Origin of the sequence: Halobacterium wangiae (assembly GCF_021249345.1) — an archaeon.
GTDB lineage: Archaea > Halobacteriota > Halobacteria > Halobacteriales > Halobacteriaceae > Halobacterium > Halobacterium wangiae.
Genome location: NZ_CP089588.1, coordinates 2,128,606 through 2,154,591 on the forward strand (window position 1 = coordinate 2,128,606; position 25,986 = coordinate 2,154,591).

The 25,986-nt window shown below is 68.2% G+C and carries 31 protein-coding genes; 10 read left to right on the top strand and 21 right to left on the bottom strand.

The window, feature by feature from the left end:
- Positions 1–84: 84 nt before the first annotated feature.
- Entirely contained in the window at positions 85–1,353 is a 1,269-nt protein-coding gene (locus tag LT965_RS11140; protein ID WP_232700872.1) for an ABC transporter substrate-binding protein, read from the bottom strand.
- Positions 1,354–1,500: 147 nt separating this feature from the next.
- Positions 1,501–2,043, bottom strand: a complete 543-nt coding sequence (locus LT965_RS11145) for a ribbon-helix-helix protein, CopG family (protein ID WP_232700873.1) — start codon at positions 2,041–2,043, stop codon at positions 1,501–1,503.
- 236 nt (positions 2,044–2,279) lie between these two features.
- Here LT965_RS11145 and LT965_RS11150 point away from each other — a divergent pair, with 236 nt between their 5' ends.
- Positions 2,280–2,831 (top strand): GMP synthase subunit A, encoded by a 552-nt coding sequence (locus LT965_RS11150; RefSeq protein WP_232700874.1) that lies wholly within the window; start codon positions 2,280–2,282, stop codon positions 2,829–2,831.
- Positions 2,832–2,834: 3 nt separating this feature from the next.
- Positions 2,835–4,700 carry a DUF2070 family protein gene (locus tag LT965_RS11155; RefSeq protein WP_232700875.1) on the top strand — a complete coding sequence of 622 codons (1,866 nt, stop codon included), beginning with the start codon at positions 2,835–2,837 and terminating at the stop codon, positions 4,698–4,700.
- Between the two features lie 391 nt (positions 4,701–5,091).
- Here the strand turns inward: LT965_RS11155 and LT965_RS11160 are convergent, their stop codons facing one another.
- The 6 genes from LT965_RS11160 to LT965_RS11185 form a co-directional block, all read right to left on the bottom strand.
- Entirely contained in the window at positions 5,092–5,379 is a 288-nt protein-coding gene (locus LT965_RS11160) for a DUF3194 domain-containing protein (protein ID WP_232700876.1), read from the bottom strand.
- A gap of 3 nt (positions 5,380–5,382) precedes the next feature.
- Positions 5,383–5,754 (bottom strand): prefoldin subunit beta, encoded by a 372-nt coding sequence (locus LT965_RS11165; RefSeq protein WP_232700877.1) that lies wholly within the window; start codon positions 5,752–5,754, stop codon positions 5,383–5,385.
- A gap of 89 nt (positions 5,755–5,843) precedes the next feature.
- Positions 5,844–6,095 carry a KEOPS complex subunit Pcc1 gene (locus LT965_RS11170; RefSeq protein WP_232700878.1) on the bottom strand — a complete coding sequence of 84 codons (252 nt, stop codon included), beginning with the start codon at positions 6,093–6,095 and terminating at the stop codon, positions 5,844–5,846.
- A gap of 2 nt (positions 6,096–6,097) precedes the next feature.
- Complete coding sequence (locus LT965_RS11175; RefSeq protein WP_009487940.1) at positions 6,098–6,232, bottom strand: DNA-directed RNA polymerase subunit P; 135 nt, start codon at positions 6,230–6,232, stop codon at positions 6,098–6,100.
- 1 nt (position 6,233) lies between these two features.
- Entirely contained in the window at positions 6,234–6,554 is a 321-nt protein-coding gene (locus tag LT965_RS11180; RefSeq protein ID WP_232700879.1) for a 50S ribosomal protein L37ae, read from the bottom strand.
- Between the two features lie 126 nt (positions 6,555–6,680).
- Positions 6,681–7,403 (bottom strand): DUF2103 domain-containing protein, encoded by a 723-nt coding sequence (locus LT965_RS11185; protein ID WP_232700880.1) that lies wholly within the window; start codon positions 7,401–7,403, stop codon positions 6,681–6,683.
- Between the two features lie 174 nt (positions 7,404–7,577).
- On the opposite strand from LT965_RS11185, the gene LT965_RS11190 reads away from it, so the two are divergent.
- A complete protein-coding gene (locus LT965_RS11190) occupies positions 7,578–8,000 on the top strand; it encodes a hypothetical protein (protein WP_232700881.1) in 423 nt (140 codons plus the stop codon).
- A gap of 63 nt (positions 8,001–8,063) precedes the next feature.
- Here LT965_RS11190 and truD read toward each other — a convergent pair whose 3' ends face one another.
- The gene (truD, locus tag LT965_RS11195) at positions 8,064–9,368 is read right to left on the bottom strand and encodes a tRNA pseudouridine(13) synthase TruD (RefSeq protein ID WP_232700882.1); all 1,305 of its coding nucleotides are present in this window, start codon (positions 9,366–9,368) and stop codon (positions 8,064–8,066) included.
- A gap of 83 nt (positions 9,369–9,451) precedes the next feature.
- Between truD and LT965_RS11200 the strand changes: the two genes are divergently transcribed.
- Positions 9,452–10,918 (top strand): carotenoid oxygenase family protein, encoded by a 1,467-nt coding sequence (locus LT965_RS11200; protein ID WP_232700883.1) that lies wholly within the window; start codon positions 9,452–9,454, stop codon positions 10,916–10,918.
- Here LT965_RS11200 and pth2 read toward each other — a convergent pair.
- Positions 10,915–11,253: a peptidyl-tRNA hydrolase Pth2 gene (pth2, locus tag LT965_RS11205; protein ID WP_232700884.1), complete on the bottom strand. Its 339-nt coding sequence runs from the start codon at positions 11,251–11,253 to the stop codon at positions 10,915–10,917. The two genes, LT965_RS11200 and pth2, sit on opposite strands and share 4 nt — an antisense overlap.
- Positions 11,254–11,341: 88 nt before the next feature.
- Between pth2 and dcd the strand changes: the two genes are divergently transcribed.
- Together dcd and LT965_RS11215 are read left to right on the top strand one after the other, a co-directional pair.
- Positions 11,342–11,929: a dCTP deaminase gene (gene dcd, locus LT965_RS11210; protein WP_232700885.1), complete on the top strand. Its 588-nt coding sequence runs from the start codon at positions 11,342–11,344 to the stop codon at positions 11,927–11,929.
- Positions 11,926–12,828 carry a thiamine-phosphate synthase family protein gene (locus LT965_RS11215; RefSeq protein ID WP_232700886.1) on the top strand — a complete coding sequence of 301 codons (903 nt, stop codon included), beginning with the start codon at positions 11,926–11,928 and terminating at the stop codon, positions 12,826–12,828. Before dcd ends, LT965_RS11215 begins: the two co-directional genes overlap by 4 nt.
- Here LT965_RS11215 and LT965_RS11220 read toward each other — a convergent pair.
- The 4 genes from LT965_RS11220 to LT965_RS11235 all read right to left on the bottom strand — a co-directional run bounded on the left by LT965_RS11220 (position 12,820) and on the right by LT965_RS11235 (position 16,533).
- On the bottom strand, positions 12,820–13,563 hold the full coding sequence (locus LT965_RS11220) for a 4-phosphopantoate--beta-alanine ligase (protein ID WP_232700887.1): 744 nt from the start codon (positions 13,561–13,563) through the stop codon (positions 12,820–12,822). The genes LT965_RS11215 and LT965_RS11220 overlap by 9 nt on opposite strands.
- 52 nt (positions 13,564–13,615) lie before the next feature.
- On the bottom strand, positions 13,616–14,449 hold the full coding sequence (locus tag LT965_RS11225; protein WP_232700888.1) for a pantoate kinase: 834 nt from the start codon (positions 14,447–14,449) through the stop codon (positions 13,616–13,618).
- A 38-nt stretch (positions 14,450–14,487) separates the two neighbouring features.
- A complete protein-coding gene (locus LT965_RS11230; RefSeq protein WP_232700889.1) occupies positions 14,488–15,078 on the bottom strand; it encodes a hypothetical protein in 591 nt (196 codons plus the stop codon).
- Between the two features lie 66 nt (positions 15,079–15,144).
- Positions 15,145–16,533, bottom strand: a complete 1,389-nt coding sequence (locus tag LT965_RS11235; protein ID WP_232700890.1) for a dihydrolipoyl dehydrogenase family protein — start codon at positions 16,531–16,533, stop codon at positions 15,145–15,147.
- Between the two features lie 102 nt (positions 16,534–16,635).
- On the opposite strand from LT965_RS11235, the gene LT965_RS11240 reads away from it, so the two are divergent.
- Positions 16,636–17,037: an arsenate-mycothiol transferase ArsC gene (locus LT965_RS11240; RefSeq protein ID WP_232700891.1), complete on the top strand. Its 402-nt coding sequence runs from the start codon at positions 16,636–16,638 to the stop codon at positions 17,035–17,037.
- Positions 17,038–17,120: 83 nt separating this feature from the next.
- On the opposite strand, the gene aspS is transcribed toward LT965_RS11240, so the two are convergent.
- The 6 genes from aspS to LT965_RS11270 form a co-directional block, all read right to left on the bottom strand.
- Positions 17,121–18,425, bottom strand: a complete 1,305-nt coding sequence (gene aspS, locus LT965_RS11245) for an aspartate--tRNA(Asn) ligase (protein ID WP_232700892.1) — start codon at positions 18,423–18,425, stop codon at positions 17,121–17,123.
- A gap of 77 nt (positions 18,426–18,502) precedes the next feature.
- Positions 18,503–19,762: an ABC transporter ATP-binding protein gene (locus LT965_RS11250; RefSeq protein ID WP_232700893.1), complete on the bottom strand. Its 1,260-nt coding sequence runs from the start codon at positions 19,760–19,762 to the stop codon at positions 18,503–18,505.
- Entirely contained in the window at positions 19,755–20,759 is a 1,005-nt protein-coding gene (locus tag LT965_RS11255; RefSeq protein WP_232700894.1) for an ABC transporter ATP-binding protein, read from the bottom strand. The genes LT965_RS11250 and LT965_RS11255 overlap by 8 nt, the downstream gene beginning before the upstream one ends.
- Positions 20,760–21,185: a hypothetical protein gene (locus LT965_RS11260; RefSeq protein ID WP_232700895.1), complete on the bottom strand. Its 426-nt coding sequence runs from the start codon at positions 21,183–21,185 to the stop codon at positions 20,760–20,762. It abuts the gene before it with no gap.
- Positions 21,186–21,564: 379 nt separating this feature from the next.
- Positions 21,565–22,275, bottom strand: coding sequence for a phosphoglycerol geranylgeranyltransferase (locus tag LT965_RS11265; RefSeq protein ID WP_232700896.1), 711 nt, complete (start codon positions 22,273–22,275; stop codon positions 21,565–21,567).
- Between the two features lie 112 nt (positions 22,276–22,387).
- Positions 22,388–23,350 carry a transcription initiation factor IIB gene (locus tag LT965_RS11270; RefSeq protein ID WP_232700897.1) on the bottom strand — a complete coding sequence of 321 codons (963 nt, stop codon included), beginning with the start codon at positions 23,348–23,350 and terminating at the stop codon, positions 22,388–22,390.
- A gap of 178 nt (positions 23,351–23,528) precedes the next feature.
- Between LT965_RS11270 and rnhA the strand changes: the two genes are divergently transcribed.
- Together rnhA and LT965_RS11280 are read left to right on the top strand one after the other, a co-directional pair.
- The gene (gene rnhA / locus LT965_RS11275) at positions 23,529–24,125 is read left to right on the top strand and encodes a ribonuclease HI (RefSeq protein ID WP_232700898.1); all 597 of its coding nucleotides are present in this window, start codon (positions 23,529–23,531) and stop codon (positions 24,123–24,125) included.
- A 2-nt stretch (positions 24,126–24,127) separates the two neighbouring features.
- Positions 24,128–24,673 (top strand): DUF7108 family protein, encoded by a 546-nt coding sequence (locus LT965_RS11280; protein WP_232700899.1) that lies wholly within the window; start codon positions 24,128–24,130, stop codon positions 24,671–24,673.
- Between the two features lie 35 nt (positions 24,674–24,708).
- Here LT965_RS11280 and LT965_RS11285 read toward each other — a convergent pair whose 3' ends face one another.
- Positions 24,709–25,059 carry a PadR family transcriptional regulator gene (locus tag LT965_RS11285; protein ID WP_232700900.1) on the bottom strand — a complete coding sequence of 117 codons (351 nt, stop codon included), beginning with the start codon at positions 25,057–25,059 and terminating at the stop codon, positions 24,709–24,711.
- A 113-nt stretch (positions 25,060–25,172) separates the two neighbouring features.
- On the opposite strand from LT965_RS11285, the gene LT965_RS11290 reads away from it, so the two are divergent.
- Positions 25,173–25,706 (top strand): inorganic diphosphatase, encoded by a 534-nt coding sequence (locus tag LT965_RS11290; RefSeq protein ID WP_232700901.1) that lies wholly within the window; start codon positions 25,173–25,175, stop codon positions 25,704–25,706.
- Positions 25,707–25,986 lie beyond the last annotated feature (280 nt).

Genomic DNA, 25,986 nt, shown 5'->3' on the forward strand with positions numbered 1-25,986 from the left:
GCTCGTGCCTCCGTGGTGGTCTGTCCTGCGACGCGACTACTGACTGGTGTGGGGTTGCAAACATGAATGCGGGGTGTACGGCGCTCAGACGAGTTCGCTGGCCGGAATCGTCTCCTGGTCCTCGAACTCGCCGTCGACGACCTGGGCGACGACCATGTCGCTGGCCACGTCGCCGTTTTCGTCGTAGTTGACGTTCCCGCTCGGGCCGGAGTAGTCGACGTCCGAGTCGTCGTCGAGGAGGTCGACGCCGGACTCGAACTCGCCGTAGCCGACCGCCTCGCCTGGCGGGTTCGTCACCGGCCGCATCTGTTCTTTGACGTCCGCGGACTCGACGCTGCCCGCGCTGTGGGCGGCCAGCGCCCACGACACCAGCGCGTCGTAGGAGTTCCACGAGTACGGCGAGAACAGCTGTGCGTCCGGGTACGCGGACTCGTAGTCGTCGACGAAGTTCTGGGTGTCGTCGCCGCTCGGCGGCATCGTGCGGACGCCGTACATGCCGTCCATCACGTCCGCGCCGACGTTCTGGATGACGTCGTCGGACAGCAGGCTCGTGTGGAGCACCCAGTTGCCGCCGTAGCCGCCCTCGTACCACTGCGAGAGGATGGTCGTGCCGCTCTCGGGGTAGCCCGCGAGCGCGACGTAGTCGGGGCTGTCGGCGAACAGCGTCTCGAGGGACTGCTGGTAGGAGGAGGCGCCGGATTCGTAGCCGACCTTCGCGGTCACCTCGCCCTCGAAGGACTCCTCGAAGACGTCCGCGAGCGCGGAGCCGAAGTCGTTGTTGACGTAGAGGACGGCCGCGGAACTCGCGTCGTTGTTCTCGGCGATTCGGGACATCACTCGCGCGACGAACCGGTCGTTGGTGCGGGTCCGCCAGACGTAGTCGTCGTCGTCGAGCGTGCTGATGACCGGCGAGGACGACGCCGGCGTCACGTGCAGTACCTCGTTGGGCACGGTCACGGACTCCGCGATGCTGATGGTGACTCCCGAGGAGACAGCGCCGAACAGCGCGTCGACGCCGGTCGTGTCGACGAGCTTGTTCGCGGCGTTGACGCCCTGCGTGGACTGGGAGTTCGAGTCCTCGAAGTGGAGTTCGACGTTCATCCCGTTGGGGCCGCCGGCGTCGTTGATGTCCTCCCGCGCGAGTTCGAAGCCGTTCTGCATCGGTCCCCCGAAGTCGCTGAGGTCGCCGCTGTACGGGACGACGACGCCGACGTCGACGGTGCCGCCGCCGCCATCGCCGCCGCCCTGCAGGTCCTCGAGGCAGCCGGCCATCCCGGCGGCACCGAGCGCGCCGGCGGTCCGCAGGAACCGTCTCCGTTTCAACCGTTCACCGAACGAACTGTCCTGTGACATAGTGTACCAATATCACGCGGGGTATATATTCGTGGTTGTGAGGAGTGTGCACGCTTGCTGTGGTTCTTGTGAACGAGTAGGAGGTCGTGTGAACGACGGGCGGAGGACGGAGTCGCCGTCGGCTGGGAGGCGCGCTCGGGACGCAGTTCAGGGCTTCTCGGTCAGCAGTACCTTCGAGACGCCGGCTTCCATCTCCACGTCGAACGGGAGGTGGACGACGCTCCGCTCGATGAACCGCGTCATGAACCAGCGGATATCCGCCGACGGGAAGACGATGTGGTAGGTGTTCTCCGTCGTCCGTCGGACCGTGAGGAACCCGCAGAGCGCGAGCCACTCCAGCAGCTCCTCGAGGGAGTCGAAGCGGTCCCGGTACTCCTCGGCGTGGTAGTCAGACACCTGGTCGGTGGCGTCGACGAACGCCTGCCTGGGTTCGCCGTCCTCCTGGACGTGTTCGAGAAAGCAGTGCAGGAAGTCGATGTCGAGGAGGACGTGTTCCCCGCCGGCGAGCATTTTGTAGTACTCCTCGAGGGTCTCGGAGCTGTCCGTACTGGCGGCCTCGTAGTTCGCCGCGTAGAACGTCAGCGCCCGTCGTACCAGTTCGCTCTGGGAGCGGTCGGTCTTCTTCGCCAGGTCGTCGAGGGCCTCCCGCGCCTCCCCGTCGAGGGAGACTGTCAGGCGGTCTGAACTCATTGGCGTGGTGTAGCATGCCGAGGGGGTAAAACCCCGTCGCCTCTCCGAGTCGCGTTTTCGTCGAAATCTGCACCGCTCGGTGGAGAAACTGGAACTTCTCACAGTTGTTCGGTGTGCCCCGGCCACTTCTCGGCCGTAGACGCGGTCAGTTGCCGGTAGCGTTCCGGAGGCACTGGCTAACTGGTAGCACGACCGAACGGTTGGGTTTTTAGGCACCTACCGTCTACCCCGCTATCATGACCCGCATCCTCGTCGTCGACAACCACGGGCAGTTCACCCACCTGGAGCACAGATTACTCCGGGATATGGACGGGGTGGACGCCGACCTCGTGGCGAACACGACTCCGCCCGAGGAGATCGACGCCGACGGCCTCGTGCTCTCGGGCGGCCCGGACATGGACGACGTCGGTCGCTGTCCGGACTACCTCGACCTCGACGTCCCGGTTTTCGGCATCTGCCTCGGCATGCAGTTCATCGCGGCCGAACTCGGCGGCCGCGTCGAGTCCGGCGAGTATGGCGGCTACGCCGACGTCGACGTCCGAATCCTCGACGACGAGGACCCGCTCGTCGGGTCGCTCGCGCCCGAGACACGCGTGTGGGCGAGTCACGCCGACGAGGTCGTCGAACTACCCGACGGATTCACCCGCACCGCGGAGAGCGACATCTGCGGTGTCGAAGCGATGTCCGACACCGACCGCGACCTCTACGGCGTCCAGTGGCACCCCGAGGTCGCACACACGGAGGAGGGGCAGGCGGTCTTCGAGAACTTCCTCCGGATCTGCGAGTAGGCCATGACGGAGACCCAGGGCGAACTGGCCAGCCTCTCGAAGTATATCTTCCGCGCGCCGCGGTGGTACACGAGCGTCGCGCTCTCCGTGGTCGTCGCGGCGCTCGCCGGTATCGCGGCCTTCGACAGCCAGTACGTCCTGGAGGACGCCTGGCAGGGCGTGTTCTTCATCGCCGTGCCCACCATCGTCGCCAGCATCGCGACGACCCCCGTCGACCGGTACTTCGGCGGGCAACTCACCTACAACCGCTCCTCGCTGCTCGCGGTCGCCTGCGAGGTGCTCGTGGTTGTCGTGCTCGTGACCGCTGGCGTCGTCGCCATCTTCAGCCCGCGACTCAGCCAGAACTTCGTTTTCGACGCGCTCATCGCGGCGCTGGCGCTCGTCTTCGCCGTCCGGTTCCTCGTCGTGCTCGCCGTATCTCGGAACTCGCCGTTCGTCGCCGCCATCCCCGCGAGCATCCAGACGGCGACCGGCGGCGTCCTCCTGTTCGTCTACAGCGGGACGATGAACTTCCTCACCGAGGGCGGCCCCATCGTGGGCGCGTACCTCTCCCGGCCGAGTCGCGCCCCGCCCGAGATCCAGTACGCGTTCGCCCCCCGGGACTTCCTGTTGCTCGTGTTGATGACGACGCTGTACGGCCTGACCGCGTACGGGTTCGTCGTCATCGTCGACCGGCCGTGGAAACGCAGCCTCGGCGTCAGCGTCCTCGACTTCATTCGGGGGTTCATCGGTCACATCGCGGAGGGCACCCGCGAACTCGAGGACTTCTTCGAGCAGATCGGCGAGGAGGCGGTGGTGCCCGTCACCGTCCTCTCGTTCCGGCGGACGAGCGACGAGACGGAGAAGGCCCGCTTCGTCCTGCCGATGATCCACCCCGGGCCGATGGGCGAGATCGGCGGCGGCAACCTCCCCCAGCGGGTCGCGGAGACGTCGAGAGGGTTGGCGTTCCCGCCGCACGCGACCGCCGGCCACGACTTCAACCTCGTCACCGAGCGGGAGGTGGACACGCTCATCGAGACCGCCGAGCGCGCCTACGAGAACATCGAGTACACGGAGTGGGCGACCGCCTCCGTCCGCGTCCAGGAGGGCGACGCGAAACTCCTCGGGCAGGCCTTCGACGACCGGGTACTGCTCGTCTCGACGTACGCTCCGGAGTTCGCGGACGACGTCGAGTACTCCGTCGGTCTGTCGGCGTCCGCGGAGGCCCGCGTCGAGGGGATGGACGACGTGCTGCTCGTGGACGCGCACAACTGCAACAACGGCCTCGATGGCGACGACCTCGGGCACGTCTACCCGGGGAGCAAGCGCTCGTTCGACATGATCCGGGCCGCCGGCAGGACCGCGCGTCGCCTCCGCGACGCCCCCGAGCACGCCATGCAACTGGGCACCGCGTGGGACCGCACGACGTGGCGTCCCTCCGATGGCATCGGTCCACTCGGCGTGCGCGTCACCGTCGTCCAGACGGGCGACCAGCGCACCGCCTATGTGCTCGTCGACGGCAACAACATGGAACCGGGGCTCCGCGAACACCTGATCGACGCTCTCGGTGGCGTCGACCACGCCGAGGTGATGACGACCGACACCCACATCGTGAACACCGTCGAGTCCTCGAACCAGGTGGGCGCCGCCATCGACTGGGACGACCTCGCGGACCTCGTCGTCGAACTCACCGAGGAGGCCGTCGACGACCTCGAACCCGTCGAGGGCGGGATGGCCAGCGAGCGCGCGGAGGTCACGGTGTTCGGCAACGACCGCACCGAGACGCTCGCCAGCCACGCCAACGCCGTCATCGCTATGGGCGGTGCCGTCGCCGCACTCGCGGTGCTCGCGACCGTGATGATCAGCGTCCTCATCTTCTTCCTGACGTGAGACCGCGGATTCCGAGTCTCGTCACTCCGTCGTCGTGTTCGGAGTGACTCCCGGCACTCGTGACACCACCTCGAACGCCCCGAGCGTGTGAACTCGGTGCGCACGCTGCGCTTCTCACTACGTTGTCGGTCGAAAGAGCGCGTCGCGCTCTTTCGTGATGACGAGAGAGCTTCGCTCTCTCGAACCACGGTGCTTGCGTCGTCCCCTCCGTTGAGACGACCGCTCCTTCCAGTCCACCCGCTACCGGCTGGACAACCTCCATCGGGTGGTGCGTTCACGCACTCAGAACACTCGACCCACAGAGGCCACTAGGAACACTCGGCCCACAGAAGCCACTAGGAACACTCGGCCCACAGAAGCCACTAGGAGACGTAGCGAACGGGAGAAGTCCTCAGTTCTCGTTCGCGAACAGGTCGTCGACCGCGCCCTGTGCGGCGAGCGCGGCATCGTCGGCGACCTGTTCGAGGTCGGCCTCGGCGTCGGACGCGTCGAGGTAGACGTCCACCTCGAGGACGCCGTCCTCGAACGTCACGGTGATGTCGAGGTCGTCCACGTCGGTCGTCTTCAGTCGGTCGAAGACGAGTCCTTCGGCGGCCTCGGCGGCCGTCTCGACGACCTCCTCGTCGGTCGGCTCCGCGTCGGTCGGCTCCGCGTCGGTCCGCTCTTCGTCGGTCGCCATACCTTACGCGCTCGGGCCGCCCATGGCGCCACCGCCGCCGAGCATGTTCTGGAGTTCCTCCTGGAGGCTCTCGAACTGCTCCTGGACGCGCTCCTCCTGCTTCTGGAGGGTCTCGACGCGAATCTCGAGGTCGTCGACCTTCTCCTCGAGGTCCTCGCTGGCGTCGTCGTAGTCCGTCTCCACGAGGAGTTCGCCGACCTCGCGGTACATCGTGGTGCCGCTGTCGATGTCGTCGAGGGCGTCCAGTGCGGTCTGGGCCTCCGAGAGCTGGCTCTCGGCCTGCTGTTTCTGGGCCGCGACGGTCTGGGCCTTCTCCTGAAGGTCCTGTAGCTGTTCGAGCTTCTCCTGTGCCTCGGGCGGGAGATTACCCTGCATACGCGAAGAGAGACGGGCCCCACGGAAAAACCCCCGCTTTGTGGTCTCCCGTCGAGCGGCCCGCAGGACGCTCGGGGGACCCGACGACGTTATCGACTCTGGCGCCCGGCGGACGCCGCCCGTTCCGCGACTTCCACCAGCGTCAGCCACGTGTTGTTGCCCGCCCGAAGCGCGGTCAGGTCCGTCGCGTCCACCGTCACGGTGACCGTCTCGCCGTCGCGGACGACGGTCGCGTCGCTGCGGTCGCCCTCGATGTCTCCAGCCTCGACCGCGACGCTGCGCTCGACAGTGCGAGCGAACGCGGTCGAGTCGTAGTCGAAAACCAGCTCCGTGGAGTGCACCGTTACTCGACGTGGACTTCCTTCACGTCGCGACTCCGCTCCTTCAGCAGGACGCGGTGGCCGCAGTAGGGGCAGCGCACGCCGCCGTACTCGTCGAGTTCGACGTCTCGCTTACAGCGGGAGCACTTGTACGCCATCTTACTCCTCGGTCGCCTCGACCTCGTCCGGGACGTCGATGTCCACGGACTCGTCGCTCTCGCCGAGCGCCGCGCGGATCGAGCGCGAGACGGTCCTGCCACCCGGCGTCTGCGGGCGGTACGCGCCGCCGGCGTACTTGTAGTTGCACTTGCCGCACTGCCAGATGCCCGTACCCTGCCGCGAGACGTTCGCAGCGCCGCAGTCGGGGCAGACGTGGTCCTCGTTCATGTCGCTCTCGATCTCGGAAACCCGGCGGCGAGAGACGCGGCCGTAGCGCGCGCCGAATCGGCCGGCACTCCCGGTGGAGCCCTTCTTAGCCATAGTGACCGACACTATCATCGTCGCGCACATAAACGCTACGAGTCGCGTGTCCGACGGAGGGAGGACACGGACTGAACGAGCGGGGAGCCAAGCGACCCGCGAGGAGCGTGACCAACCTCTTCCGCACTACTCCCGCAGGTCCGCTTCGTCGAGGGCGTCGTTGAGGTCCGTGCGCACCCGCTCGCCGGTGTCGCGGTCCATCGCCGTCGTGACGACGCGGTTCTCCTGAACGCTGGAGCCGTCGCGGACGAGCAGCCGGAGGTTACCGTTGTCGTCGGCGCGCGTGACCTTCGCTCGGACGCCGGTCCGGGAGCCCGAGCCGCCGGCGTCGATGGGGCCCGGAATCACCTTCTTCACGTTCGGGTGGCCGGCGACGGTGCGGATGGCGCGTTGGCCGTCGCGGTTCCCGATGACCGTCGAGTGGCGGCCACCGATCTTCTCCCCCGCGGGCGCGTCCACGACGTCCAGGGACCGCTCGCCGCGGCGGTCGAGGACGCTCTCGACTGGGTTCTCGCTGGGGACGCGGAACACCTCGTAGCGGAGGTCCGCGCGCACTGCGGAGATGACGTCGTGGTCGCCCGCGACGAACACGTCCTCGGGGCGCTTGCGGCGGATCTCGTCGGCGACGCGCCCCGCGAAGTTCCGGAGTTCGACGACGCCCGCCTCGCCGCCGTCCTCGGGGACCGTCGCGACGTCCGTGCGCCCGACCTTCTCCTCGCCGTCGAGGAAGGTCAGCGTGGCGTGGTCGCGGTCGCAGGCCGCGACGACCGTGTCGCAGTTGGCGGTGTCACAGACCAGGCAGTAGTCGCCCGGTTTCTCCAGTGGCGTTCCACACCGCCGACACTTCATTGGTTCGGAGGTGGTCGCCCGTCTGCAAAAGGGCGGTGTTTCGAGCCGCTCGGGTGTTCGGTCGCCCCGATGGCGCGGGGTCGTCGCTCGCTCGGCGGGTGTATGCGTCGGGCGAGTACACCGTCGGGGTCGACTGAGGGTTCTTGCCCGTGGGACGCCTACGTCGACCTGTCCGTGATTGCAAACGACCAGGGGCCGGCATCGGCGGTGACCCGGTGGCTGCGTGGGTTGTGGGAGTACTACCGGGAGTACACCGACACCGCTATCCACGCCGTCGCGACCGCGGCACTGACCGCGTTCGGATTGCTCATCTTCGTCGACCCCCTCTTCGCGATACTGGCGATCGCCTCGTACCTCCTCCCTCCAGTCGTTCTCTACGTCCTCGACGCCGACGCTGGGAAGCCCTCGAAGTCACCGGAGACGGCCACTGCCCGAGCGACGCCCGAGCCAAAACCGAACGGTGATTCCGACACCGACTCGGACAGCGACGATGGCGACACCGACTCGGATAGCGACGATGGCGACACCGACTCGGATAGCGACGACGGTGATACCGACTCGGATAGCGACGACGGTGACACTGATTCGGACAACTGACCGTGCGTACTCTGCTCTCGGCTGTACTCGACTGGAGGCGTTACGTGTGCGTTCGTCGACGCCTCACAGCTCCAGCGGGCTCGTCTTCAGGTACTCCCGGAGCACGACCGTCGCGTAGCTCCCGGAGGGGAGCGCGAACTCGAAGGTGAGCGGGTCGTGCTCGACGGTCAGGTCCGGGCGGAGCAGCACGGCGCGCCTCGTCCCCTGCGAGTCGAACTCGCCGGGGAGGTCGAAGTCCGACGGTTCGAGGTCGAGTTCGTCGAGCACGGAGCGCTCGATCTCGCCGGGTTCCCCCTCGGCGAATTCGGTCTCGGTGCCGACGAGCGGCGCGGTGACGAACGCCCGGCCGCGCTCGCAGTGCCGCGCCATCACGTCTACCCGCGACTCGGTGACGCGCTGCTCGCGGCCCGGGTCCGGGCGCGCGACGCCCTCGGGCGCGTCGGACTCGGCGAACCACACCACGTCGCCCGCGACGGGTTCGTCGAACGGGAGGCCGCGCTCCACGCGTTCGGAGAGCATCCGGTTGAACGCATAGGACTGGGCGGCGTTGACGAACAGGCGCTGGAGGTTCGACGGGAACGTCTCGACGGCGTCCCGGAAGCTCCCGCCGTCGGCGAGTTCGTGGAGCATCGTGCGCTCGTAGCGCAGGCGCCCGGGGAACTCGTCGAGCGCGCCCGTCCAGTCGCGGGTGTCCTCGACGTACGCCCGCGCCCGCTGGGAGTCCTCTGGTTCGTACTCGGTGGGGTGGCCGAGGTACGCCATCGCCGCGTCCTCCCAGTCGTCGCGCAGGATGGCCAGGCCGACCTCGTGGGTGATGGGGCGCTTGCTGCCGAAGCGCTGCTGGCCGAAGTAGTTCGGCGTCGCGACGTCTCCGTTCCCGAACTCGCGGAGGTCGTCGCTCACGGCGTCGGCCTGCCCGGGTGCCTCGGGGTCGCGCACGACGACGCGGAACTCGTTGCCGGCGAGGTCGCCGAACTGGAGGCCGCGGCCCGCTCGCCCGACGACGTCGACGGCCGCGTTCCGCACGTCGGGGACGTCCGCGGCGTCGAGGTCCCGGATGGCGAACAGCTGGGTCGTGACGGCGTGGCGGTCCTTCGTCCCCGCCCAGGTCAGGCGCTCGCGGCTCATCCCGACGGCGTTCGCGAACGACCGGGCGAAGTCGTTCGTGTCCCAGCCGGTGAGCGTCGCACGGACCACCAGCCACGGGTAGTCGCTCGTGTCGGCGTCCGCGGGCTGGACGTCGAAGTCCTCGATTTCCGTGACCCGGAAGTCCCCGGGGGCGTCGCGGAGGCGGCCGCCGGTGCCGTCGGCGTCGCTCGCGTAGTACTCCATGCCGACGGCGCGTTCGAGTTCGTGGGCCTCGCGCATTCCTCATCTACTCCGGGGGCCGGCGGCTTAACGCGGACGGTTCGCCGCCACGACTATGCGACGGCCGGCCGTAGGTGACGGGAATGGCCGACTATCGGATCGGCTTCGAGTCCTGCGAGACGGAGTACGCGGGCGTCGACCTCCCCGTCGAGGGGTCGATTCCGGCGTGGCTCGACGGCGCGCTGCTGCGGAACGGGCCGGGGAAGTTCGGTCCGGGTGAGCCGCGCGGCGGGTCACCGAACGAGCGAGCGACGACCGCCGGGAACCGCGAGCAGGACGGTGAGCGCTTCGCCCACTGGTTCGACGGCCTCGCGCTCCTCCGGAAGTTCGCGGTCCACGACGGGTCAGTGACGTACACGAACCGGTTCCTCCGGACCGCGGAGTACCGCTCGGTCGTCGAGGACGGCGGCCTCGGCGCGGGCCAGTTCGGCACGAACGCGACCCCTGGCTTCCGCTCCCGGCTGAAGTCGGCCGTCCTCCCGGAGTCGACGGACAACGCGAACGTGAACGTGATGCGCGCCGGCGACGCGTTCCTCGCGCTCACGGAGGTCCCCGAGCGTGTCGCCTTCGACCCGCGGACGCTCGAGACCGAGGGGTCCTGGCGCTTCGACGACGACCACGACGGCCACATGGCGTGCGCGCACCCCGTCGTCGACCCCGAGACGGGCGCGACGTTCGACTTCTCTGTGCGCTTCGGTCGACACACCGACTACGTCGTCACGCGCCTCCCCGCGGGCGAGACCACCCGCGACGTCGTCGGCACCGTCTCGCTCTCCGACGCCGTCTACGTCCACAGCTTCGCGCTGACGCCCGACCACGTCGTGCTCGTGGCGTGCCCGCTCGTCGTCGACGTGCTCGGTCTACTCAGGCCGGGCGGCCACGACACGTTCCTCGACGCGCTCGACTGGCGCCCCGACCGGGCCGCGCGGTTCGTCGTCCTCTCCCGGGAGACTGGCGACATAGTCAGCGCACCCACTGCGCCCCCGTTCTTCACGTTCCACCACGCCAACGCGTTCCGGCGCGGTGACGACCTGGTCGTGGACCTCGTCGCGTTCTCGGACGCGAGCGTCGTCACCGAACTCTCGCTGTCGGACCTCGACGCGGGGTCGGTAACTGAACTCGACGGCGACCTGCGGCGCTACCGCGTCCCCCTCGACGGCGAGCGGACGACCCAAGAGACGCTCGCGTCCGGCGGACTCTCGCTCCCGAGATTCGACGAGCGGCACCGCGGCCGACCCTACCGCTACGCCTACGCGACCCGGTCCGGTGGTCGCGACGCGCCGAACCACCTCGTCCGCGTGGACTGCTGGACCGGGGAGACGCGGGTCTGGGAGCAGGCCGACGCGTTCTGCGGCGAACCCGTGGTCGTCCCCAGACCCGGTGGCGAGGAGGGCGACGGCGTCGTGCTCTCGGTCGTTCTCGACGCGGCCCGCGAGCAGTCGTTCCTGCTGGTCCTCGACGCCGGCAGTTTCGAGGAGGTGGCGCGAGCGTGGACGCCCCACGTGCTCCCGTTCGACTTCCACGGACAGTTCTATCCGGGCCTTGCCTAGAACAGCGAGAGGTCGCCGGTCACCTGGTCGACGTCCGCGTCCGGCGCGGGGCCGACGGCGACGGCGGTCGGCGTCCCGGGTTCGAGTTGCGTCCGCCCGGCGTCCTCGATGACTGCCGACGGGAGACCGTGGTGTTTGGCCTCCTCCGCGACGGCGTACAGTTCGCGCTCGCCGCTCACCTTCACGACGGCCTTCATCTGGCCCTCCGCCTTCCAGCGGCGCTTGACGTTCTCGTCGGCGTACTCGTAGGCCTTCAGCGAGGCGTGGGCGACCTGAGCGGCGAGTTTCCCCTGCCCCATCCCGATGTCCGTGCGGGCGGCGATGACCTGCTTCATGGTCGGCGTGACGGGGGCGCCGGACTAAGACCTGCCCATCCGCGCGGGAGTCTCAAACCTTTAGGCGGGCGGGGACCCAGGAGTCGGTATGATACTCTCCGACCGCGACATCCTCTCCCGCCTGGCAGACGGGAGCCTCGTCGTCGAACCGCTCGACGACGTCGACCTGCAGGTCCAGCCCGCGAGCGTCGACGTCCGCCTCGGGCGGCGGTTCCTCGAGTTCGAGCGCGCGAACGTCCCCTGCATCCACCCGAACCGCGAGGAGGAGGTCGAGGACTACGTCCACGAGACGGTCGTCGACGACGGCGAGGAGTTCATCCTCCACCCCGGCGACTTCGTGCTCGGCACCACCAAGGAGCGCGTCGAGGTGCCGCCGGACCTCGTCGCGCAGGTCGAGGGCCGGTCGTCGCTCGGGCGCCTCGCCGTGGTCGTCCACGCGACGGCGGGCTTCATCGACCCCGGGTTCAAGGGGAAGGTGACCCTCGAACTCTCGAACCTCGGGAAGGTTCCGGTCGCGCTCACGCCGGACATGCGCATCAGCCAGCTCGTGTTCACGGAGCTGTCGAGCACCGCCGACCGACCGTACGGTGCGGGCCGCGGGTCGAAGTACCAGGACCAGGACGGCCCGCAGGCCTCCCGCATCCGGGGAGACCGGGAGTTCGGTGGCGACCAATGAAGTTCGTCGAGGAGGTGGTCGTCGAGGAGTTCCTCCCGACGTTCCGGTCGCTGCTCGCTGCGGACCTCCGCGAGCGCGGGCTCACCCAGCACGAAGTCGCCGAGCTACTCGGCGTCAGCCAGTCGGCGGTGTCGAAGTACGCCCACGGCGAGGTCGGGGTCAACGACGCCGTCGCCGCCGACGAGCGGGTACAGAACACCGTCGAGCGCGTGGGCGAGGGCCTCGCCAGCGGCGACGTCTCGCAGGTGCAGGCGCTCGTCGAGGCGGAGGTCCTCGTCAGGGAACTGTCGACCCGCGGCGACGTGCTCGCGGACCTCCACGAGGTGGCGATGCCCGCGCTCGCGGACTACGACGGCGACTTCCGCGTCCACGACCCCGACAGCGAGGTCCGAGTGCGCGAGCGCGTGCTCTCATCGGTCCGTCGGGGCATCCGCACGCTCGAACACACGAGTGGGTTCACGACGCTCATCCCCGCCGTCGGGTCGAACCTCGTCGAGTGCACGCCGGACGCCGGGGGCGTCGAGGACGTCGCGGGCGTCCCCGGCCGTATCCTGGACGTCATGGGGCGCACGGAGATCCCCGCCGACCCCGAGTTCGGCGTCAGCGTCCACGTCGCGTCCGTGCTGCTGGCGGCCCGCGCCGCTGGCAGCGACGCCACTGCGTGCCTGAACGTGAGGTACGACGAGGCGATCGTCGACGCGCTCGAGGACGTCGGCTACACCACCGTCAGGTTCGACCCGGAGCGCGATTCCTCGACGGACGCGATACGCGACGCCGTCGCGGCGAACCCGGGCGTCGACGTGTGCTACCAGACCGGCGGTTTCGGCGTCGAACCCATCGTCTACCTGCTCGCCGACGGTGCGCCAGCGGCCGCGAAGATGGCGCGAGAACTACTGTAGGTCGCCGTCTCGAATCGCTGCCTCGGCAGCATCCAGCGCCGCTTCTCGGGCGAACGAGTCGACGATCTCCTCCAGTTCCTCCGTCGAGGCCCCTGCTAACTCGCGGGCGTGCCGCGTGATGTTCGGCACCGCGCGGACGACGTTGTCGACGATCGGTACCGCGGCACTCTGCGCCGACCGGGAGAGTGGATTGAGGTCGATCACGAGTTCGGTCTTCCCCATTGTCGCGAGCGCCTCCGCGCGGTCGCCGTCTTCCAGGGGGACGAGCACCACGTCGGCGTCGTAGATGCCGTCGGCGTCGACCTTCGCGCGCTCGTGTTCGAGGCCGGGGATGCGGGCGTCCGCTTTCAGTCCCTTCACATCCTCGGCGCCGTGCTCGCGGAGGTACGCCGCGATGGCCTCCATCCGCGCCTCGGTGCGGTTGAACAGGTTGACCTCTAGGTCCGCACCGGTCGCCTCGGCGAGTTCGACGATCTCCCCGGGCACGAGTGCGGCGACGTTCCCGTTGACGGAGAGCACGGGGTGGTCGGCGAGCAGGAGGTGGGCGGCCGCCACGCGCTCGGCCTCGTCAGCCGAGGGGATGGTCTCCTCGCCGAGCAGGTAGTCGTAGGCCTCCCCGCGGCCCTGCGCGATGAGCCCCTGCTTGCTCGTGATGCCGCGCTCGACTCCGTCCTCGATGCGGTGGCGGGTCACCAGCGAGTCGTGGCGCGGGTGGTCCGCCGGAATCTCGGTCATACTCCGAGGTCACGGTCGGCCAGCAAAAATCGCCCGTTCCCGGCGCGACCCCTCACCGTTCGAGTCTCGCCCCTGCGGGGTGGATCCGGCAGGACTCGGCGTCGTAGCCGGCGTCGGTGAGTCCCGTGTCGAGGGCGAACACCGTCCGTCCGAGCATCGCCATCGTCGCCTCCGCACCGGCGTCGGTGACCGCGTCGACGGCCGCCGCGACCTCGCCGTCGAGCAGGTCCGCCTCGCGGGCGAACCGCCGGGACGCCGCGAAGAATTCGGGGATCGTCGGCCGTTCGTGGAGGGCGACGAGCGCTCGCTCGCCCGCCTCGTCGAGGACGTCCGTCTCGTCGCCGATGACGTCGCTCGTCGACAGTTCGCCGAAGGAGACGTACTCGACGCGGCCCGTCGTCGGAACGCCGTCGAGCGCGCCGAACTCGGGCGCGCCGGGTTCGACGCGGATCGGGATGCCGCCCCGGGCCTGCGCGACCACGTCGCCGAGACCCGTGCCGGCCGCCACCTCGGCCGCGTGTGCGACGCCGACGAGGTCGTTCTCCGAGCGACCCCGGCCGAAGGCGTGGTTCGCGGCGAGCGCCGTTCCGAGTGCCATCGCGCCGGAGACGCCGAACCCCGCGCCCAGCGGGAGGTCGGTCTCGGCGGCTACCGTCGCCGAGGCGTCCAGCGCGTCCAGCACCCTGGTGACACTCTCCATCTCGAGGGCCCGGCCGTTCAGCCGGACTGTAGTCTCGTCGGCCGGTTCTACGCGCGTCGTCACGCCGTCCGAGAGCGTCACGCCGGCGCCCCGCGACCCGGCACGCCGCGGGTCCGCGGCCCGGTGGACGCTGAAGAACCCCGTGACGTGTCCCGGCACGAACGCCGCCGCCCCGTCGTCGCTCATCGTCTCCCACTCGGGAGCGGGGTGAATTAAGGGTTGTACTATTCGCTCGACCGGTCGTCGGGGTCCGGTCTGTCCCAGTCGTCCTTCTCGAAGTCCGTCTCGTCGGCGAGCGTCACGCCCGCTCGCGGGTGCTGGTCGGCGTCCGCGACCAGCGTTCCGTCCGCGCGCAGGTCCTTCAGTTCCTCCCGGGCGTCCTCGCGGCTCCGGTCGCCGAGGACGGCGGCCGTCTCCAGCAGGTCGTCCTTGGCGACGCCCGAGGACGCCCCGCTGTTCGGCGGGTGCTCCGTCTCGTTGATCACCTGGACGTACTTCGCCAGGGAGTCGTCCGGGTCGAGTCGTTCGTGCCACACTTCGGGGTAGCCGCTCACGCGTCCCTCACCGACCTCGTACACAGACGCCTCGCCCGCGCCCTCGCGGTCATCCGCGAGGTGGTCGTCGAGTTCCCGGCGCATCTGCTCGCCGTCCACGGTACCTTCGGCGTTGAGTTCCTCGATGTACTCCTCGACGAGCGAGCGCGGGACACCCGGCCCAGTGTCGTCGTGTTTCTCGACGAGCCTGACGAGTTTGCCGACGAGCAACTGGTCGCCCCGGTTGGCCGCCTCCTCGATGACTGGGTCGTCGTGTTCCATAGTGAGGGGTAGGCCGCGCTCACGGAAAAGCCGCTAGTCGCCTGTCAGTACGTGGTCGCCACCGCGTCAGATTCCGGTCGGTGCGACGTCGCAGGCGTCCCGGAACGCCCCCTGGACGACCTCCGAGAGCGCCGGGTGGACGTGGATGGTCTCCGCGATTCGCTCGGCGTCCGCGCCGGCGGCGACGGCCGTGCTCACCTCGTGGATGAGCGTCGCGGCGTCGGGGCCGACGACGTGGACGCCCAGAACCTCGCTGTCCGCGCCGACGAGGACCTTCGCGAACCCGTCGGCCTGCATCGCGGAGCCTAGCGGCGTGTCGTCGTACTCGCGCGTCCCGACCTCGTAGGCCGTCCCGTCGTCGATCTCCGATTCGGGCTTCCCGAGACTCGCGAGCTGTGGGGAGCCGAAGATGGCGTGTGCCATCCCCGGGTACTCGACGGGCTCGCGCTCGCCGCGGACGGCGTTCTCGACGACGTACTCGCCCTCCTTGTCCCCGGAGTGTTTGAACATGTAGTTGCCAGCGACGTCGCCGATGGCCCAGACGCCGTCGACGGACGTCTCGAGGTAGTCGTCCGTCTCCACGAACCCCCTCTCGTCGGTTTCGATACCCGCGGCGTCGACGCTCCACAGGTCGGAGTTCGGCTGTCGCCCGGTCGCGACGAGTACCTCGTCGCCGCGCACGCTGATTTCGTCGCCGTCCTCGGTCTCCGCGGTGACGACCACCTCCTCGCCCTCCTCCGCGAGTTCGGTGGCGCTGTGGCCGAGGTGGAGGTCGTGTCGCTCCCGGTAGGCCGCGGTCAGGCGCTCGGCGGCGTCGCGGTCCTCGCGGTGGACCAGCAGGTCGCCGTGCCCGACGATGGTGACGTCGGTCCCCATCTGCCCGAAGAAGTGTGCCAGTTCGACGGCGATGTAGCCGCCGCCGACCACCACGAGTCGGTCCGGGCGGTCCTCCAGGCGGAGCGCCTCGTCGCTCGTGAGAAACTCCACGTCGTCCGTGCCATCGATGCCCTCCGGAACCAGGGGCCGGGAGCCGCCCGCGAGCACGATGCGGTCGCTCGTGAGTCGCTCGGGGCCGTCCCCGGTGTCGACTTCGACGACGTGCTCGTCGACGAACCGGCCCTCCGTCTGGTAGAACGTCATCCGGTCGTGCTCGCGCGCCTGCTCGGCCTTCTCCTCGGCCTCGGCCGTGACCGTCTCGTTGACTGCCCGGACGATGTCCGCGAACGCGACGTCGTTCAGTGTCGCGTCCACGTCGAAGGCCTCGGCCTCACGAACCGTCTGGACGACGTCCGCGTGGTGGATGAGCCGTTTCGAGGGGTTGCAGCCCCGGTTCAGACACGTCCCCCCGAGTTTGTCGCGCTCGACGACCGCCACGTCGAGTCCTTCGCCCGCGGCCGCCGACGCGACGACGTTCCCGGTGCCGCCGCCGAGCACGATGAGGTCGAACTCCGGCATACCTAGAGCGTCGGGACAGCGGCGAAAAAGCGTAGTGGCGCGGTGGTTCGCGCTGGAGCGTACCAGGGAACGTTCTTGGGAGTACAGCACCTCGTTCGCGGTATGACGAAACTAGCGTTCGTCTGCGTCGGCAACGCCGGTCGGAGCCAGATGGCGACCGCACTCGCCGAACGGGAACGTGACGAGCGAGGGCTGGACGTCGACGTCGTCACCGGCGGCGTCGACCCAGCCGACAGCGTCCACGACGAGGTCGTCGAGGCGATGCGGGAGATTGACGTCGACATCAGTGATCGCGAGCCCCGTCGGATCACGCCCGAGGATATCGAGGACGTCGATCACGTCGTGACGATGGGCTGTTCGGTCGAGCAGTTCCGCCCGGACGGCTGGCACGGCGAGAGCTCGGTCTGGGAGTTGTCGTCCTCGGACACCCGCGACCAGCGGGACGAACTCGCGGGCCGCGTCGAGCAGTTCTTCGACGAGCTAGAGAACGAGGGCCGCGTGTAGGGTCTGCCGGTCTACGCTACGGCGACAGACGCTCCCGGTCCTGCGAGACGCTGGCGCGGTTCGCTGGCTCCCAGAGATTTCGCCTACGGACTCAGGCGCTGTCTGTCTCGCGGGAAGAGAACTGCTTCCCGGATGTTGTCGAGGTCGAGCATCGTCATCACGAGGCGCTCGACGCCGTACGCCCAGCCGGCGTGGGGCGGCATCCCGTACTTGAACATCTTCGTGTAGTAGTCGAACTGCTCGGGGTCGAGGCCCTGGTGCTCGAAGCCGGCGACGAGTTCGGGGTAGCGGTGTTCGCGCTGCCCGCCGGAGACGAGTTCCATCCGCGGGTGCATCAGGTCGAACCCCTTCGAGAGGTCGGGGTCGTCGTCGTAGTTCTGGATGTAGAACGGCTTGATCTCCGCGGGCCAGTCGGTGACGAAGTAGTGGCCGCCGACGTCGTCGCCGAGCGCCTTCTCGCCCTCGGTGGGGAGGTCGTCGCCCCAGACGAGCTGCTCGTCGAGTTCGCCGGTCGCGTTGATGCGCTCGATGGCCTCTTCGTAGGTGAGTCGCGGGAAGTCCTCGCTGGGGGCTTCGAACTCTTCGGCCATCCCGAGCACTTCGAGCTGTTCCTGGCAGTTCTCCTCGACGGCCTCGTAGGCCGCCTGGAGCGTGCCTTCGCAGACGTCCATCGCCTCCTCGTGGTCGATGAACGCGGACTCGAAGTCGATCATCGTCGCTTCGTTGAGGTGCCGCGGCGTGTTGTGCTCCTCCGCGCGGAAGATGGGACCGATCTCGAAGACGCGCTCGAGGCCGGAGCCGACCATCAGCTGCTTGAACAGCTGGGGGCTCTGGTTCATGAACGCCTCGCGACCGAAGTACGTGATGGGGAACAGCTCCGTGCCGCCCTCGGTGCCTGTGGCGACGATCTTCGGCGTGTTGATCTCGGTGGAGCCGACCGATCGGAAGTACTCGCGGACCGCCCGGAGGACTTCGGCGCGGATCTCGAAGACGGCCTTCGTCTCGTCGGTCCGGACGTCGAGCGTCCGGTTGTCGAGGCGCGTCGAGAGGTCGGCGTCGACCTTCCCGGAGGGGTCGAGGGGAAGCTGGGGGTCGGCCTCGGCGAGCACCTCGATGCTCTCGGGGACGACCTCGACGCCCGTCGGCGCGCGGCCCTCCTCCTCGACGTCGCCGGTGACCGTGACGACGGACTCGCGGTGGACGTTCAGCCCGGTCTCCACGAGGTCTTCGTCCATCTCGTCCTTCTCGAACTTGACCTGGATCTTCCCGGACTTGTCCCGGAGGATGAGGAACGCGATGCCACCGAGGTCCCGGACTTCGTGGACCCAGCCGGCGACCGTCGCGTGGTCGCCCGGCTCGGCGTCCGCCGTGTACGTACGGTTTTCCATGCCTCTCGGTTCACGAGGACCGGCCTTAAACGACTTCATTTCCGGCGTGGGACGGGCGCTCCGTCCCGGGACGGCGCTCAGCCGTGGGACTGCGTCAGCTCCGGTGCGGCGTCCTCGCTGTCGGCGTCGTGGAGGTGGCAGGCAGCCGGGTGGCCCGCGTCGGTCGCCTCCAGTTCGGGTTGCTCCTGCTCGCAGATGGTCGCGAACGCGTCGCCGAGCCGGTCTGCGGCCGCGTCCACGTCGCCAGCCACCACGTCGTCGACGGCGTTCGAGAGGACCGCCTCGGCGTCGGGGTCCGGGAGCTTCCGGGGGAGGTCGAACGCCGCGCGGACGTCGCTCCCGTCGTCGAGTTCATCTGCACTCACGTCGCCGTGCTCGGCGGCGAGGCGGAAGTCAAGCACCTGCCGGAACGACCCCTCGGGGAAGTCGTAGGCCGCCGGCGGGACGACGTGTGGGCAGCGCGTGTTGAACGAACAGCCGGACGGCGGGTTCGACGGGTCGGGCACGTCGCCGGTGAGCTCTACGGCGTCCCCGCGGTTCCGGGGGTTCGGGTCGGGGATCGACGCCAGTAGCGCCTCCGTGTACGGGTGCTGGGGGTTCTCGAACAGCTCTTCGGTCGGCCCGATTTCGACCATCTCGCCGAGGTACATCACGCCGACGCGGTCGCAGACCTGCCGCACGACGCCGAGGTCGTGGCTGATGAGCAGCATCGACAGGTCCAGTTCTGCCTGGAGGTCGTCGAGCAGCGAGAGGATTTCGGCCTGCACGCTCACGTCGAGGGCGCTCACCGGTTCGTCCGCGACCAGCAGGTCGGGGTTGAGGATGAGCGCGCGAGCGAGCGCGATGCGTTGTTTCTGCCCGCCGGAGAACTCGTGGGGGTAGCGGTCGGCGTCGCTCGCCGAGAGGCCCACGCGCTCCAGCAGGTCGGTGACGATCTCCTGCTGGCGCTCCTCGTCCCGGAGACCGTGGATGCCGAGGGGTTCGGCGACGGACTCGCCGACGGTCATCCGCGGGTCGAACGCGGAGTTCGGGTCCTGGAACACCATCTGGGCGCGCCGCCGGAACTCTGTCTGCTCGTCGTCGTCGTACTCCGTGATGTCCTCGCCCTCGAAGTACACCTCGCCGCCGGTCGGCTCCTCGAGGCGCAGCAGGCTGGTCGCCGTCGTCGACTTCCCGCAGCCCGATTCGCCGACGAGGCCGACGGTCTCGCCCTCGCTGACGTCGAAGCTGACGCCGTCGACGGCCTTCACGTGGCCGGTGACGCGGCGCAGCAGTCCCGAGCGCACGGGGTAGTGTTTCTCCAGGTCCCGCACCGAGAGGACGACGTCGTCAGTCATCATCCACCTCCATGGCACGGGGCACCTCGTGGTCCGTCCCGTACAGGACACAGGAGACGTCGTGGGTGCCGCCGACGTCCTCGAAGTCGGGCTGGCCACCCTGCTCGCAGGCCGGCACTGCGTGCGGGCAGCGCGGGTGGAATCGGCAGCCTTCGGGTGGGTCCGTCGGGTCCGGCAGCGTCCCGCCGATGGTCTCCAGCGTCCGCCCGCGGCCGGGCAGACAGTTTAGCAGCGCCTTCGTGTACGGGTGCGAGGGGTTCTCGAACACCTGGTAGACGTCGCCGGTCTCCATCACCTTCCCCGCGTACATCACGACGACGCGGTCGGCGATCTCGGCGACGACGCCGAGGTCGTGGGTGACGAACACCATCGCCATCCCGCGTTCCGCCTGGAGGTCGTCGAGCAGGCGGAGGACCTGTGCCTGGATGGTGACGTCCAGCGCGGTGGTCGGTTCGTCCGCGATGAGCAGGTCCGGGTCGCAGGCGAGCGCCATCGCGATGACGACGCGCTGTTTCATCCCGCCGGAGAACTGGTGGGGGTAGTCGTCGATGCGCTCCTCGACGTCGCCGATGCCGACGCGGTCGAGCAGTTCGACCGCGCGCTCCCGGGCGACGTTCTTCGGCACGTCGCGGTGGAGTCGGATGGCCTCGACGAGCTGGTCGCCGACGGTGTAGACCGGGTCGAGGGCGCCCTGCGGGTTCTGGAAGACGTGGCCGATGCGGCCGCCGCGGTACGCCTCGAGTTCCTTCGAGGAGAGCTCCGCGAGGTTCTCGCCGTCGAAGTTCACCTCGCCGCTCGTGATCTTTCCGGGCGGCGTCGGGATGAGTTTCGTGATGGACTCGCAGGCGACTGTCTTCCCGGAGCCCGACTCGCCGACGAGACAGATCGTCTCGCCGGGCTGGACGTCGAAGCTGACGCCGTCGACGGCGCGCACGGTCCCTTCCTGGGTGTCGAACTGGGTGTGGAGGTCGCGGACGGAGAGCAGTGGGTCGCTCATCTACGCCACCTCCTCGTGTGGGTCGAGCACGTCGCGGACCACGTCACCGAAGACGTTGAGCGAGACCACCGTGAGCACTAGGAACGCGGTGACGCTGGCGGCGACCCAGGCTGCGCTCGCGACCCCGGCGGGCCGCCGGAGGAACGCCTTGACCTGGCCGCTGGACTGGTCGGCGCTGGTGGCCAGTGGGACGATGGCGTAGCGGGCGAAGAGGACAAACGTGGGGAAGAACAGCCAGTACATCCGGTTCAGGATCCACGTCTCGACGATGGCGCCCGACACCATTATGTAGTTGAAGATGGCCGCGAGGGTGGCGAGCGCCGCGAGGAAGCCGACAGTCCGTGGCCTGACGTCGAGGGTGTTCCTCTGTCGATTACTCCATTCGATACTGGTGAACAGCAATGCCTCGTACTGCTTGGAGGGCATGTGTGGGCTCGTTCAGTCGGTTTGAAACAGGCCTTTATAAACCTTTGCGGATGATGCGCATACAAGGCATGCCGCCCGCCCTCCACCCCCGAACTGCACCGCTCCCCAGATCGAGCCCTCCGATGACCACCAGGTCGTCCCGTTCGGGGAGGGCAACACCTGGCGGGCCGCGAGCAACATTGGCTTCGGCAGGGCAGCCCGACTCGGCGAGTACCTGCTAATGTGGCTGTCGGCCTTCTGGGTCGTCCAGTTCCTCTATACGAAGCACATCTGACTGACGCTCGTGCTATCCATCGGGCTCGCCGCCGGCCTCCTACAGTACTCGCTGTACGGCTACCTTGACCTGACGGTCCATGAGGACTAGACTAGACCAGGGCCACTACCAGTCGGCGTGGGCGTCTCGGACGCCCTCGACGGTCTGGCGAACCGCGTCGACGCCCTCGTCGTGGAGGAGGTCGCCGACGACGACGGTGTCGGCGTGTTTGCCCATCTCGTAGGCCGCTTCGTAGTCCCCGATACCACCGCCGTAGAACAGCGTCGCGTCGTCGAGCGCCTCGGCGGCCGCCTCGACCACGTCGGTGTCGCCGAGTGTCCCCGAGTACTCGACGTAGACGATCTCCTGGCCGAACATCCGCTCGGCGACCTCGGCGTAGGCGGCGACGTCGTCGGCGCCGAGGTCGCAGTCCGCCTCCGTGTACTCCGCGACGCTCGCCTCCGGGTTCAACACGACGTACGCCTCCGTCGTGGTGCGTTCCCAGTCGAGGTCGGCGATGCGCACCCACTCCTTGTGGGCGCCCGTAATCCAGAAGGGGTCGCCGGCGTTCAACACGACCGGGACGAGGTAGCCGTCCAGCGCGTCGTCGTCGACCACGACGGCCGGGTTCGACGGTTCCTGGTAGAGCGGCACGTCGTGTTTTCGGCAGGCGTCGATGACCCGCTGCATCTTCTCGGTGGTCACGTCCAGCGTGCCGCCGACCTCGATGGCGTCCGTGCCCGTCTCGCAGACGTCGTCGAACGTCTCGCCGTCGACGAGCGACTTGTCCGGGTCCACCTTCAGCACGTGGTCCCAGTCCTCCCACGGGGTAGTCATGCTCCCCGCTTCCGAACGTGCGGTCAAAACCTCTTCGATGCGGTGAGTGGCGGCCCGCGGCGGGCAGCGCCGCCGCTGGGACGGCGTGGCCGGCGGAGAAAGGAGGCGAGACCTAGCCGTGGATGCCCATCGCCTCGATCTGCTCCTGGTACCGGTTCCGGATGGTGACTTCCGTCACTTGCGCGACGTCTGCGACCTCGCGCTGGGTCTTCTTCTCGTTGCAGAGCAGGGACGCGGCGTAGATCGCTGCTGCCGCGTAGCCGGTCGGGGACTTTCCGGAGAGCAGTCCCTTCTCGGCAGTAGTCTCGATGATCTCGTTGGCCTTCGACTGCACTTCCTCGGAGAGTTCGAGCTCCGAGCAGAACCGCGGTACGTACTTCTTGGGGTCGACGGGCTTCATCTCGAGCCCGAGCTCCTGGGAGATGTAGCGGTAGGTGCGACCGATCTCCTTGCGCTCGACGCGGCTCACCTCCGAGATCTCTTCGAGGCTCCGCGGGATGCCCTCCTTGCGGCACGCTGCGTACAGCGCGCTGGTGGCGACGCCCTCGATGGAGCGCCCGCGGATGAGGTCTTCTTTCAGTGCGCGGCGGTAGATGACGGACGCGACCTCGCGGACGGACCGCGGCACGCCGAGCGCCGAGGCCATCCGGTCGATCTCGGAGAGCGCGAACTGGAGGTTGCGCTCGCCGGCGTCCTTCGTGCGGATGCGCTCCTGCCACTTCCGCAGGCGGTGCATCTGCGACCGTTTCTTCGAGGAGATAGACCGGCCGTAGGCGTCCTTGTCCTTCCAGTCGATGGTGGTGGTCAGACCCTTGTCGTGCATCGTCTGGGTGGTCGGGGCGCCGACCCGGGATTTCTCCTGTCGTTCCTGGTGGTTGAACGCTCGCCACTCTGGACCGGGGTCGATCTGCTCCTCCTCGACGACGAGGCCGCAGTCTTCGCAGACCAGTTCCGCGCGGTCCGAACTCTTCACGAGGTTGTCAGAGCTGCACTCCGGGCACTCCCGTACCCCCTCCTCGGACTCCTCCTGCTCTGTCGCTGTTTCTCGCTCCCGCTGGCGAGTGGACCGTGTCATCGCACTTTTATATTAGCGGTGCGCAAACATTTAAATCCGTTGCCCGCATTGGTCCGGAACTCGAACGACAGAATCCGAGTTAGAGACCGATTATCTCCCGAATACGGCCTCTAGAGGGTGCGTATCAGCAAATCCCGAATAGTAACCCATATACGGGGCGCGAGGTGACGTCGAATCAATGCCGGTGGTGGAATGCGACGTCGAGACCGCGCGCGAGCGACTGGCCGACGCGGGCGCGACGTTCAGCGAGGGGAACTCCGAGTACGAGCAGTGGCACGCCGACCTCGGGGACGCACACGCAGTCGCCTACGAGGACAAACTCGTTGTCCAGGGGGCGAATCCGACGGACATCACTGCCGTCGTCGAACCCGAGCGCGGCGGCCGCGTCCACGTCTACTTCGACGGCGCGTGCCGCGGCAACCCGGGTCCGTCGGCGGTCGGGTGGGTGCTCGTCTCCGGTGACGGCATCGTCGCCGAGAACGGCGAGACCATCGGGCGCGCTACCAACAACCAGGCCGAGTACGAGGCGCTGCTCGCCGGCCTGCGCGCGGCCGACCAGTTCGGCTTCGACGAGGTGGAGATCCGGGGGGACTCACAGCTCATCGTCAAGCAGGTGAAGGGTGCGTGGGACACAAACGACCCCGACCTCCGGGAGAAACGCGTGGCGGTCCGGGAACTACTCGAGCGCTTCGACGACTGGTCGCTGACCCACGTACCGCGAGAGGTAAACGACCGGGCGGACGAACTCGCGAACGAGGCGCTCGACAATGACTGACAATGACTGAACTCCCTGCGGACGTGGTCGACGAGGCAGAACGGCTCACCCGACTGGCCCGGAACGCCGTCGACGACAACGCCGCGGCGGCGTACCGCGAGCGCCGTGACGACCTGCTCGAGGAGCACGGGTTCGTCGCGCGCGTCCGCGACGACGACCACACGCTCGTCTGCTACCCCGCGGACTGGCTGGACGACGAGGGCGCGGTCCAGCTCGCGGACGTCGAGGACACCGACCGGGCGGCGGAGGTGTCGATCGCGGGGCCGGGCGAACAGGGCGACTACGACGCCGCCGCCGAGCGCAACGCGGAACTCGTTGAGCGCGTCCGCGAGGCACACGGCGAGGTCCACGGCGAGAACGCGGCGGCGTTCGCGACGTTCATGAGCAACCACTACGCCCGACCGATGGACACGGCCTCGGCGCGCGAGCGCGAGGAGTTCCTCGCGGAGTTCTTCCCGCGGAACACCTGGCCCACCGAGGAGCAGCGCCAGGTCGTCGAGGACTCCCTATCGTACGTCTTCGACGCCGCAGAAGACGGCAGTCGCTGAGGGGACGTCGGAACCGGAGAAACCGCGGGTGTGCCTCAGTTGTCCGCGACGATGCCGCTGACGCGCTCCTTGCGCTCCTCGTCGACGAGGAACTTCGAGAGCGCCCACTCCAGGTCGTCGACGACTGCCTCGAAGCCGTCGTCCGTGAGTGCGTACTCGTTGGTGCGCTTGTCGAGTTCGGACTTCTCGACGAGCCCCTTGTTGACGAGGTCGTCGAGGTTCGGGTAGAGTCGTCCGTGGTTGACCTCCTGCCCGTAGTACTCCTCGAGCTCTCGTTTGATGGCGAGCCCGTAGCGGGCTTCCTCGGCGAGAACGGTCAGGATGTTCTTCTGGAACGCAGTCAGGTCCCGCACGTCTGTGCGCGTGGCGGGTTGTGCCTCTGACATACCAACGCAAATGTCACCCATCTATTTAAACACTTCTCAATCAGTAGCGGGTTCTCCGTTTCGGACCGCAATACGAAAGCTCTTTTTCCGCCGGGGGTGCACCTGCGAACGCTATGACGAACCTCTGGGAAGACCTCGAGACGGGGCCCGACGCACCCGACGTCATCTACGCGGTCGTCGAGTGTCTGAAAGGCGAGCGCAACAAGTACGAGTACGACAAGGACGTCCCCGGCGTGGTGCTGGACCGCGTCCTCCACAGCAACGTCCACTACCCCTCGGACTACGGGTTCATCCCGCAGTCATACTACGACGACGAGGACCCCTTCGACGTGCTCGTGCTCGTCGAGGACCAGACGTTCCCGGGCTGTGTCATCGAGGCCCGTCCGGTCGCACTGATGAAGATGGACGACGACGGCGAGCAGGACGACAAGGTCATCGCGGTGCCCGAGGAGGACCCCCGCTACGACCACATCCAGGACCTCGCGGACATCCCCCAGCAGACCCTCGACGAGATCGAGGAGTTCTTCGAGACGTACAAGAATCTCGAACCGGGCAAGCAGGTCGAGACCCAGGGGTTCGAGGACGCGGCGGCCGCCAAGGACGCCATCGAACACGCCCAGGACCTCTACTCCGAGCACTTCGGGTAACCCGGCAGTCGGACGCCCGATTACCGCGGCGAATGGTCCGGAGCGGCCCCATGTGTTATGCGCATGGGTAATTACTTCCGGGTGTCTCCCCTACCTCCTCCCGTGATGGCTGCCAACCGGTCCGAACCCACCCGCGCCGACTTCGGCATGCACCACGTCACCGTCGTCCCGACGAACTTCGACTCCGACGACGAGGACGAACTCCCTCGACGGTCCTCCCGATAGGCACACGCCCGCCACTCGTTACTCCGTAGTCCCGACACGCTCGGTAGCCAGGGGC

Coding starts and splice junctions, on each gene's coding strand:
- LT965_RS11140 (WP_232700872.1), bottom strand. CDS start 1,353: ATGTCACAGGACAGTTCGTTCGGTGAACGGTTGAAACGGAGACGGTTC.
- LT965_RS11145 (WP_232700873.1), bottom strand. CDS start 2,043: ATGAGTTCAGACCGCCTGACAGTCTCCCTCGACGGGGAGGCGCGGGAG.
- LT965_RS11150 (WP_232700874.1), top strand. CDS start 2,280: ATGACCCGCATCCTCGTCGTCGACAACCACGGGCAGTTCACCCACCTG.
- LT965_RS11155 (WP_232700875.1), top strand. CDS start 2,835: ATGACGGAGACCCAGGGCGAACTGGCCAGCCTCTCGAAGTATATCTTC.
- LT965_RS11160 (WP_232700876.1), bottom strand. CDS start 5,379: ATGGCGACCGACGAAGAGCGGACCGACGCGGAGCCGACCGACGCGGAG.
- LT965_RS11165 (WP_232700877.1), bottom strand. CDS start 5,754: ATGCAGGGTAATCTCCCGCCCGAGGCACAGGAGAAGCTCGAACAGCTA.
- LT965_RS11175 (WP_009487940.1), bottom strand. CDS start 6,232: ATGGCGTACAAGTGCTCCCGCTGTAAGCGAGACGTCGAACTCGACGAG.
- LT965_RS11180 (WP_232700879.1), bottom strand. CDS start 6,554: ATGGCTAAGAAGGGCTCCACCGGGAGTGCCGGCCGATTCGGCGCGCGC.
- LT965_RS11185 (WP_232700880.1), bottom strand. CDS start 7,403: ATGAAGTGTCGGCGGTGTGGAACGCCACTGGAGAAACCGGGCGACTAC.
- truD (WP_232700882.1), bottom strand. CDS start 9,368: ATGCGCGAGGCCCACGAACTCGAACGCGCCGTCGGCATGGAGTACTAC.
- LT965_RS11200 (WP_232700883.1), top strand. CDS start 9,452: ATGGCCGACTATCGGATCGGCTTCGAGTCCTGCGAGACGGAGTACGCG.
- pth2 (WP_232700884.1), bottom strand. CDS start 11,253: ATGAAGCAGGTCATCGCCGCCCGCACGGACATCGGGATGGGGCAGGGG.
- dcd (WP_232700885.1), top strand. CDS start 11,342: ATGATACTCTCCGACCGCGACATCCTCTCCCGCCTGGCAGACGGGAGC.
- LT965_RS11215 (WP_232700886.1), top strand. CDS start 11,926: ATGAAGTTCGTCGAGGAGGTGGTCGTCGAGGAGTTCCTCCCGACGTTC.
- LT965_RS11220 (WP_232700887.1), bottom strand. CDS start 13,563: ATGACCGAGATTCCGGCGGACCACCCGCGCCACGACTCGCTGGTGACC.
- LT965_RS11225 (WP_232700888.1), bottom strand. CDS start 14,449: ATGAGCGACGACGGGGCGGCGGCGTTCGTGCCGGGACACGTCACGGGG.
- LT965_RS11230 (WP_232700889.1), bottom strand. CDS start 15,078: ATGGAACACGACGACCCAGTCATCGAGGAGGCGGCCAACCGGGGCGAC.
- LT965_RS11235 (WP_232700890.1), bottom strand. CDS start 16,533: ATGCCGGAGTTCGACCTCATCGTGCTCGGCGGCGGCACCGGGAACGTC.
- LT965_RS11240 (WP_232700891.1), top strand. CDS start 16,636: ATGACGAAACTAGCGTTCGTCTGCGTCGGCAACGCCGGTCGGAGCCAG.
- aspS (WP_232700892.1), bottom strand. CDS start 18,425: ATGGAAAACCGTACGTACACGGCGGACGCCGAGCCGGGCGACCACGCG.
- LT965_RS11250 (WP_232700893.1), bottom strand. CDS start 19,762: ATGACTGACGACGTCGTCCTCTCGGTGCGGGACCTGGAGAAACACTAC.
- LT965_RS11255 (WP_232700894.1), bottom strand. CDS start 20,759: ATGAGCGACCCACTGCTCTCCGTCCGCGACCTCCACACCCAGTTCGAC.
- LT965_RS11260 (WP_232700895.1), bottom strand. CDS start 21,185: ATGCCCTCCAAGCAGTACGAGGCATTGCTGTTCACCAGTATCGAATGG.
- LT965_RS11265 (WP_232700896.1), bottom strand. CDS start 22,275: ATGACTACCCCGTGGGAGGACTGGGACCACGTGCTGAAGGTGGACCCG.
- LT965_RS11270 (WP_232700897.1), bottom strand. CDS start 23,350: ATGACACGGTCCACTCGCCAGCGGGAGCGAGAAACAGCGACAGAGCAG.
- rnhA (WP_232700898.1), top strand. CDS start 23,529: ATGCCGGTGGTGGAATGCGACGTCGAGACCGCGCGCGAGCGACTGGCC.
- LT965_RS11280 (WP_232700899.1), top strand. CDS start 24,128: ATGACTGAACTCCCTGCGGACGTGGTCGACGAGGCAGAACGGCTCACC.
- LT965_RS11285 (WP_232700900.1), bottom strand. CDS start 25,059: ATGTCAGAGGCACAACCCGCCACGCGCACAGACGTGCGGGACCTGACT.
- LT965_RS11290 (WP_232700901.1), top strand. CDS start 25,173: ATGACGAACCTCTGGGAAGACCTCGAGACGGGGCCCGACGCACCCGAC.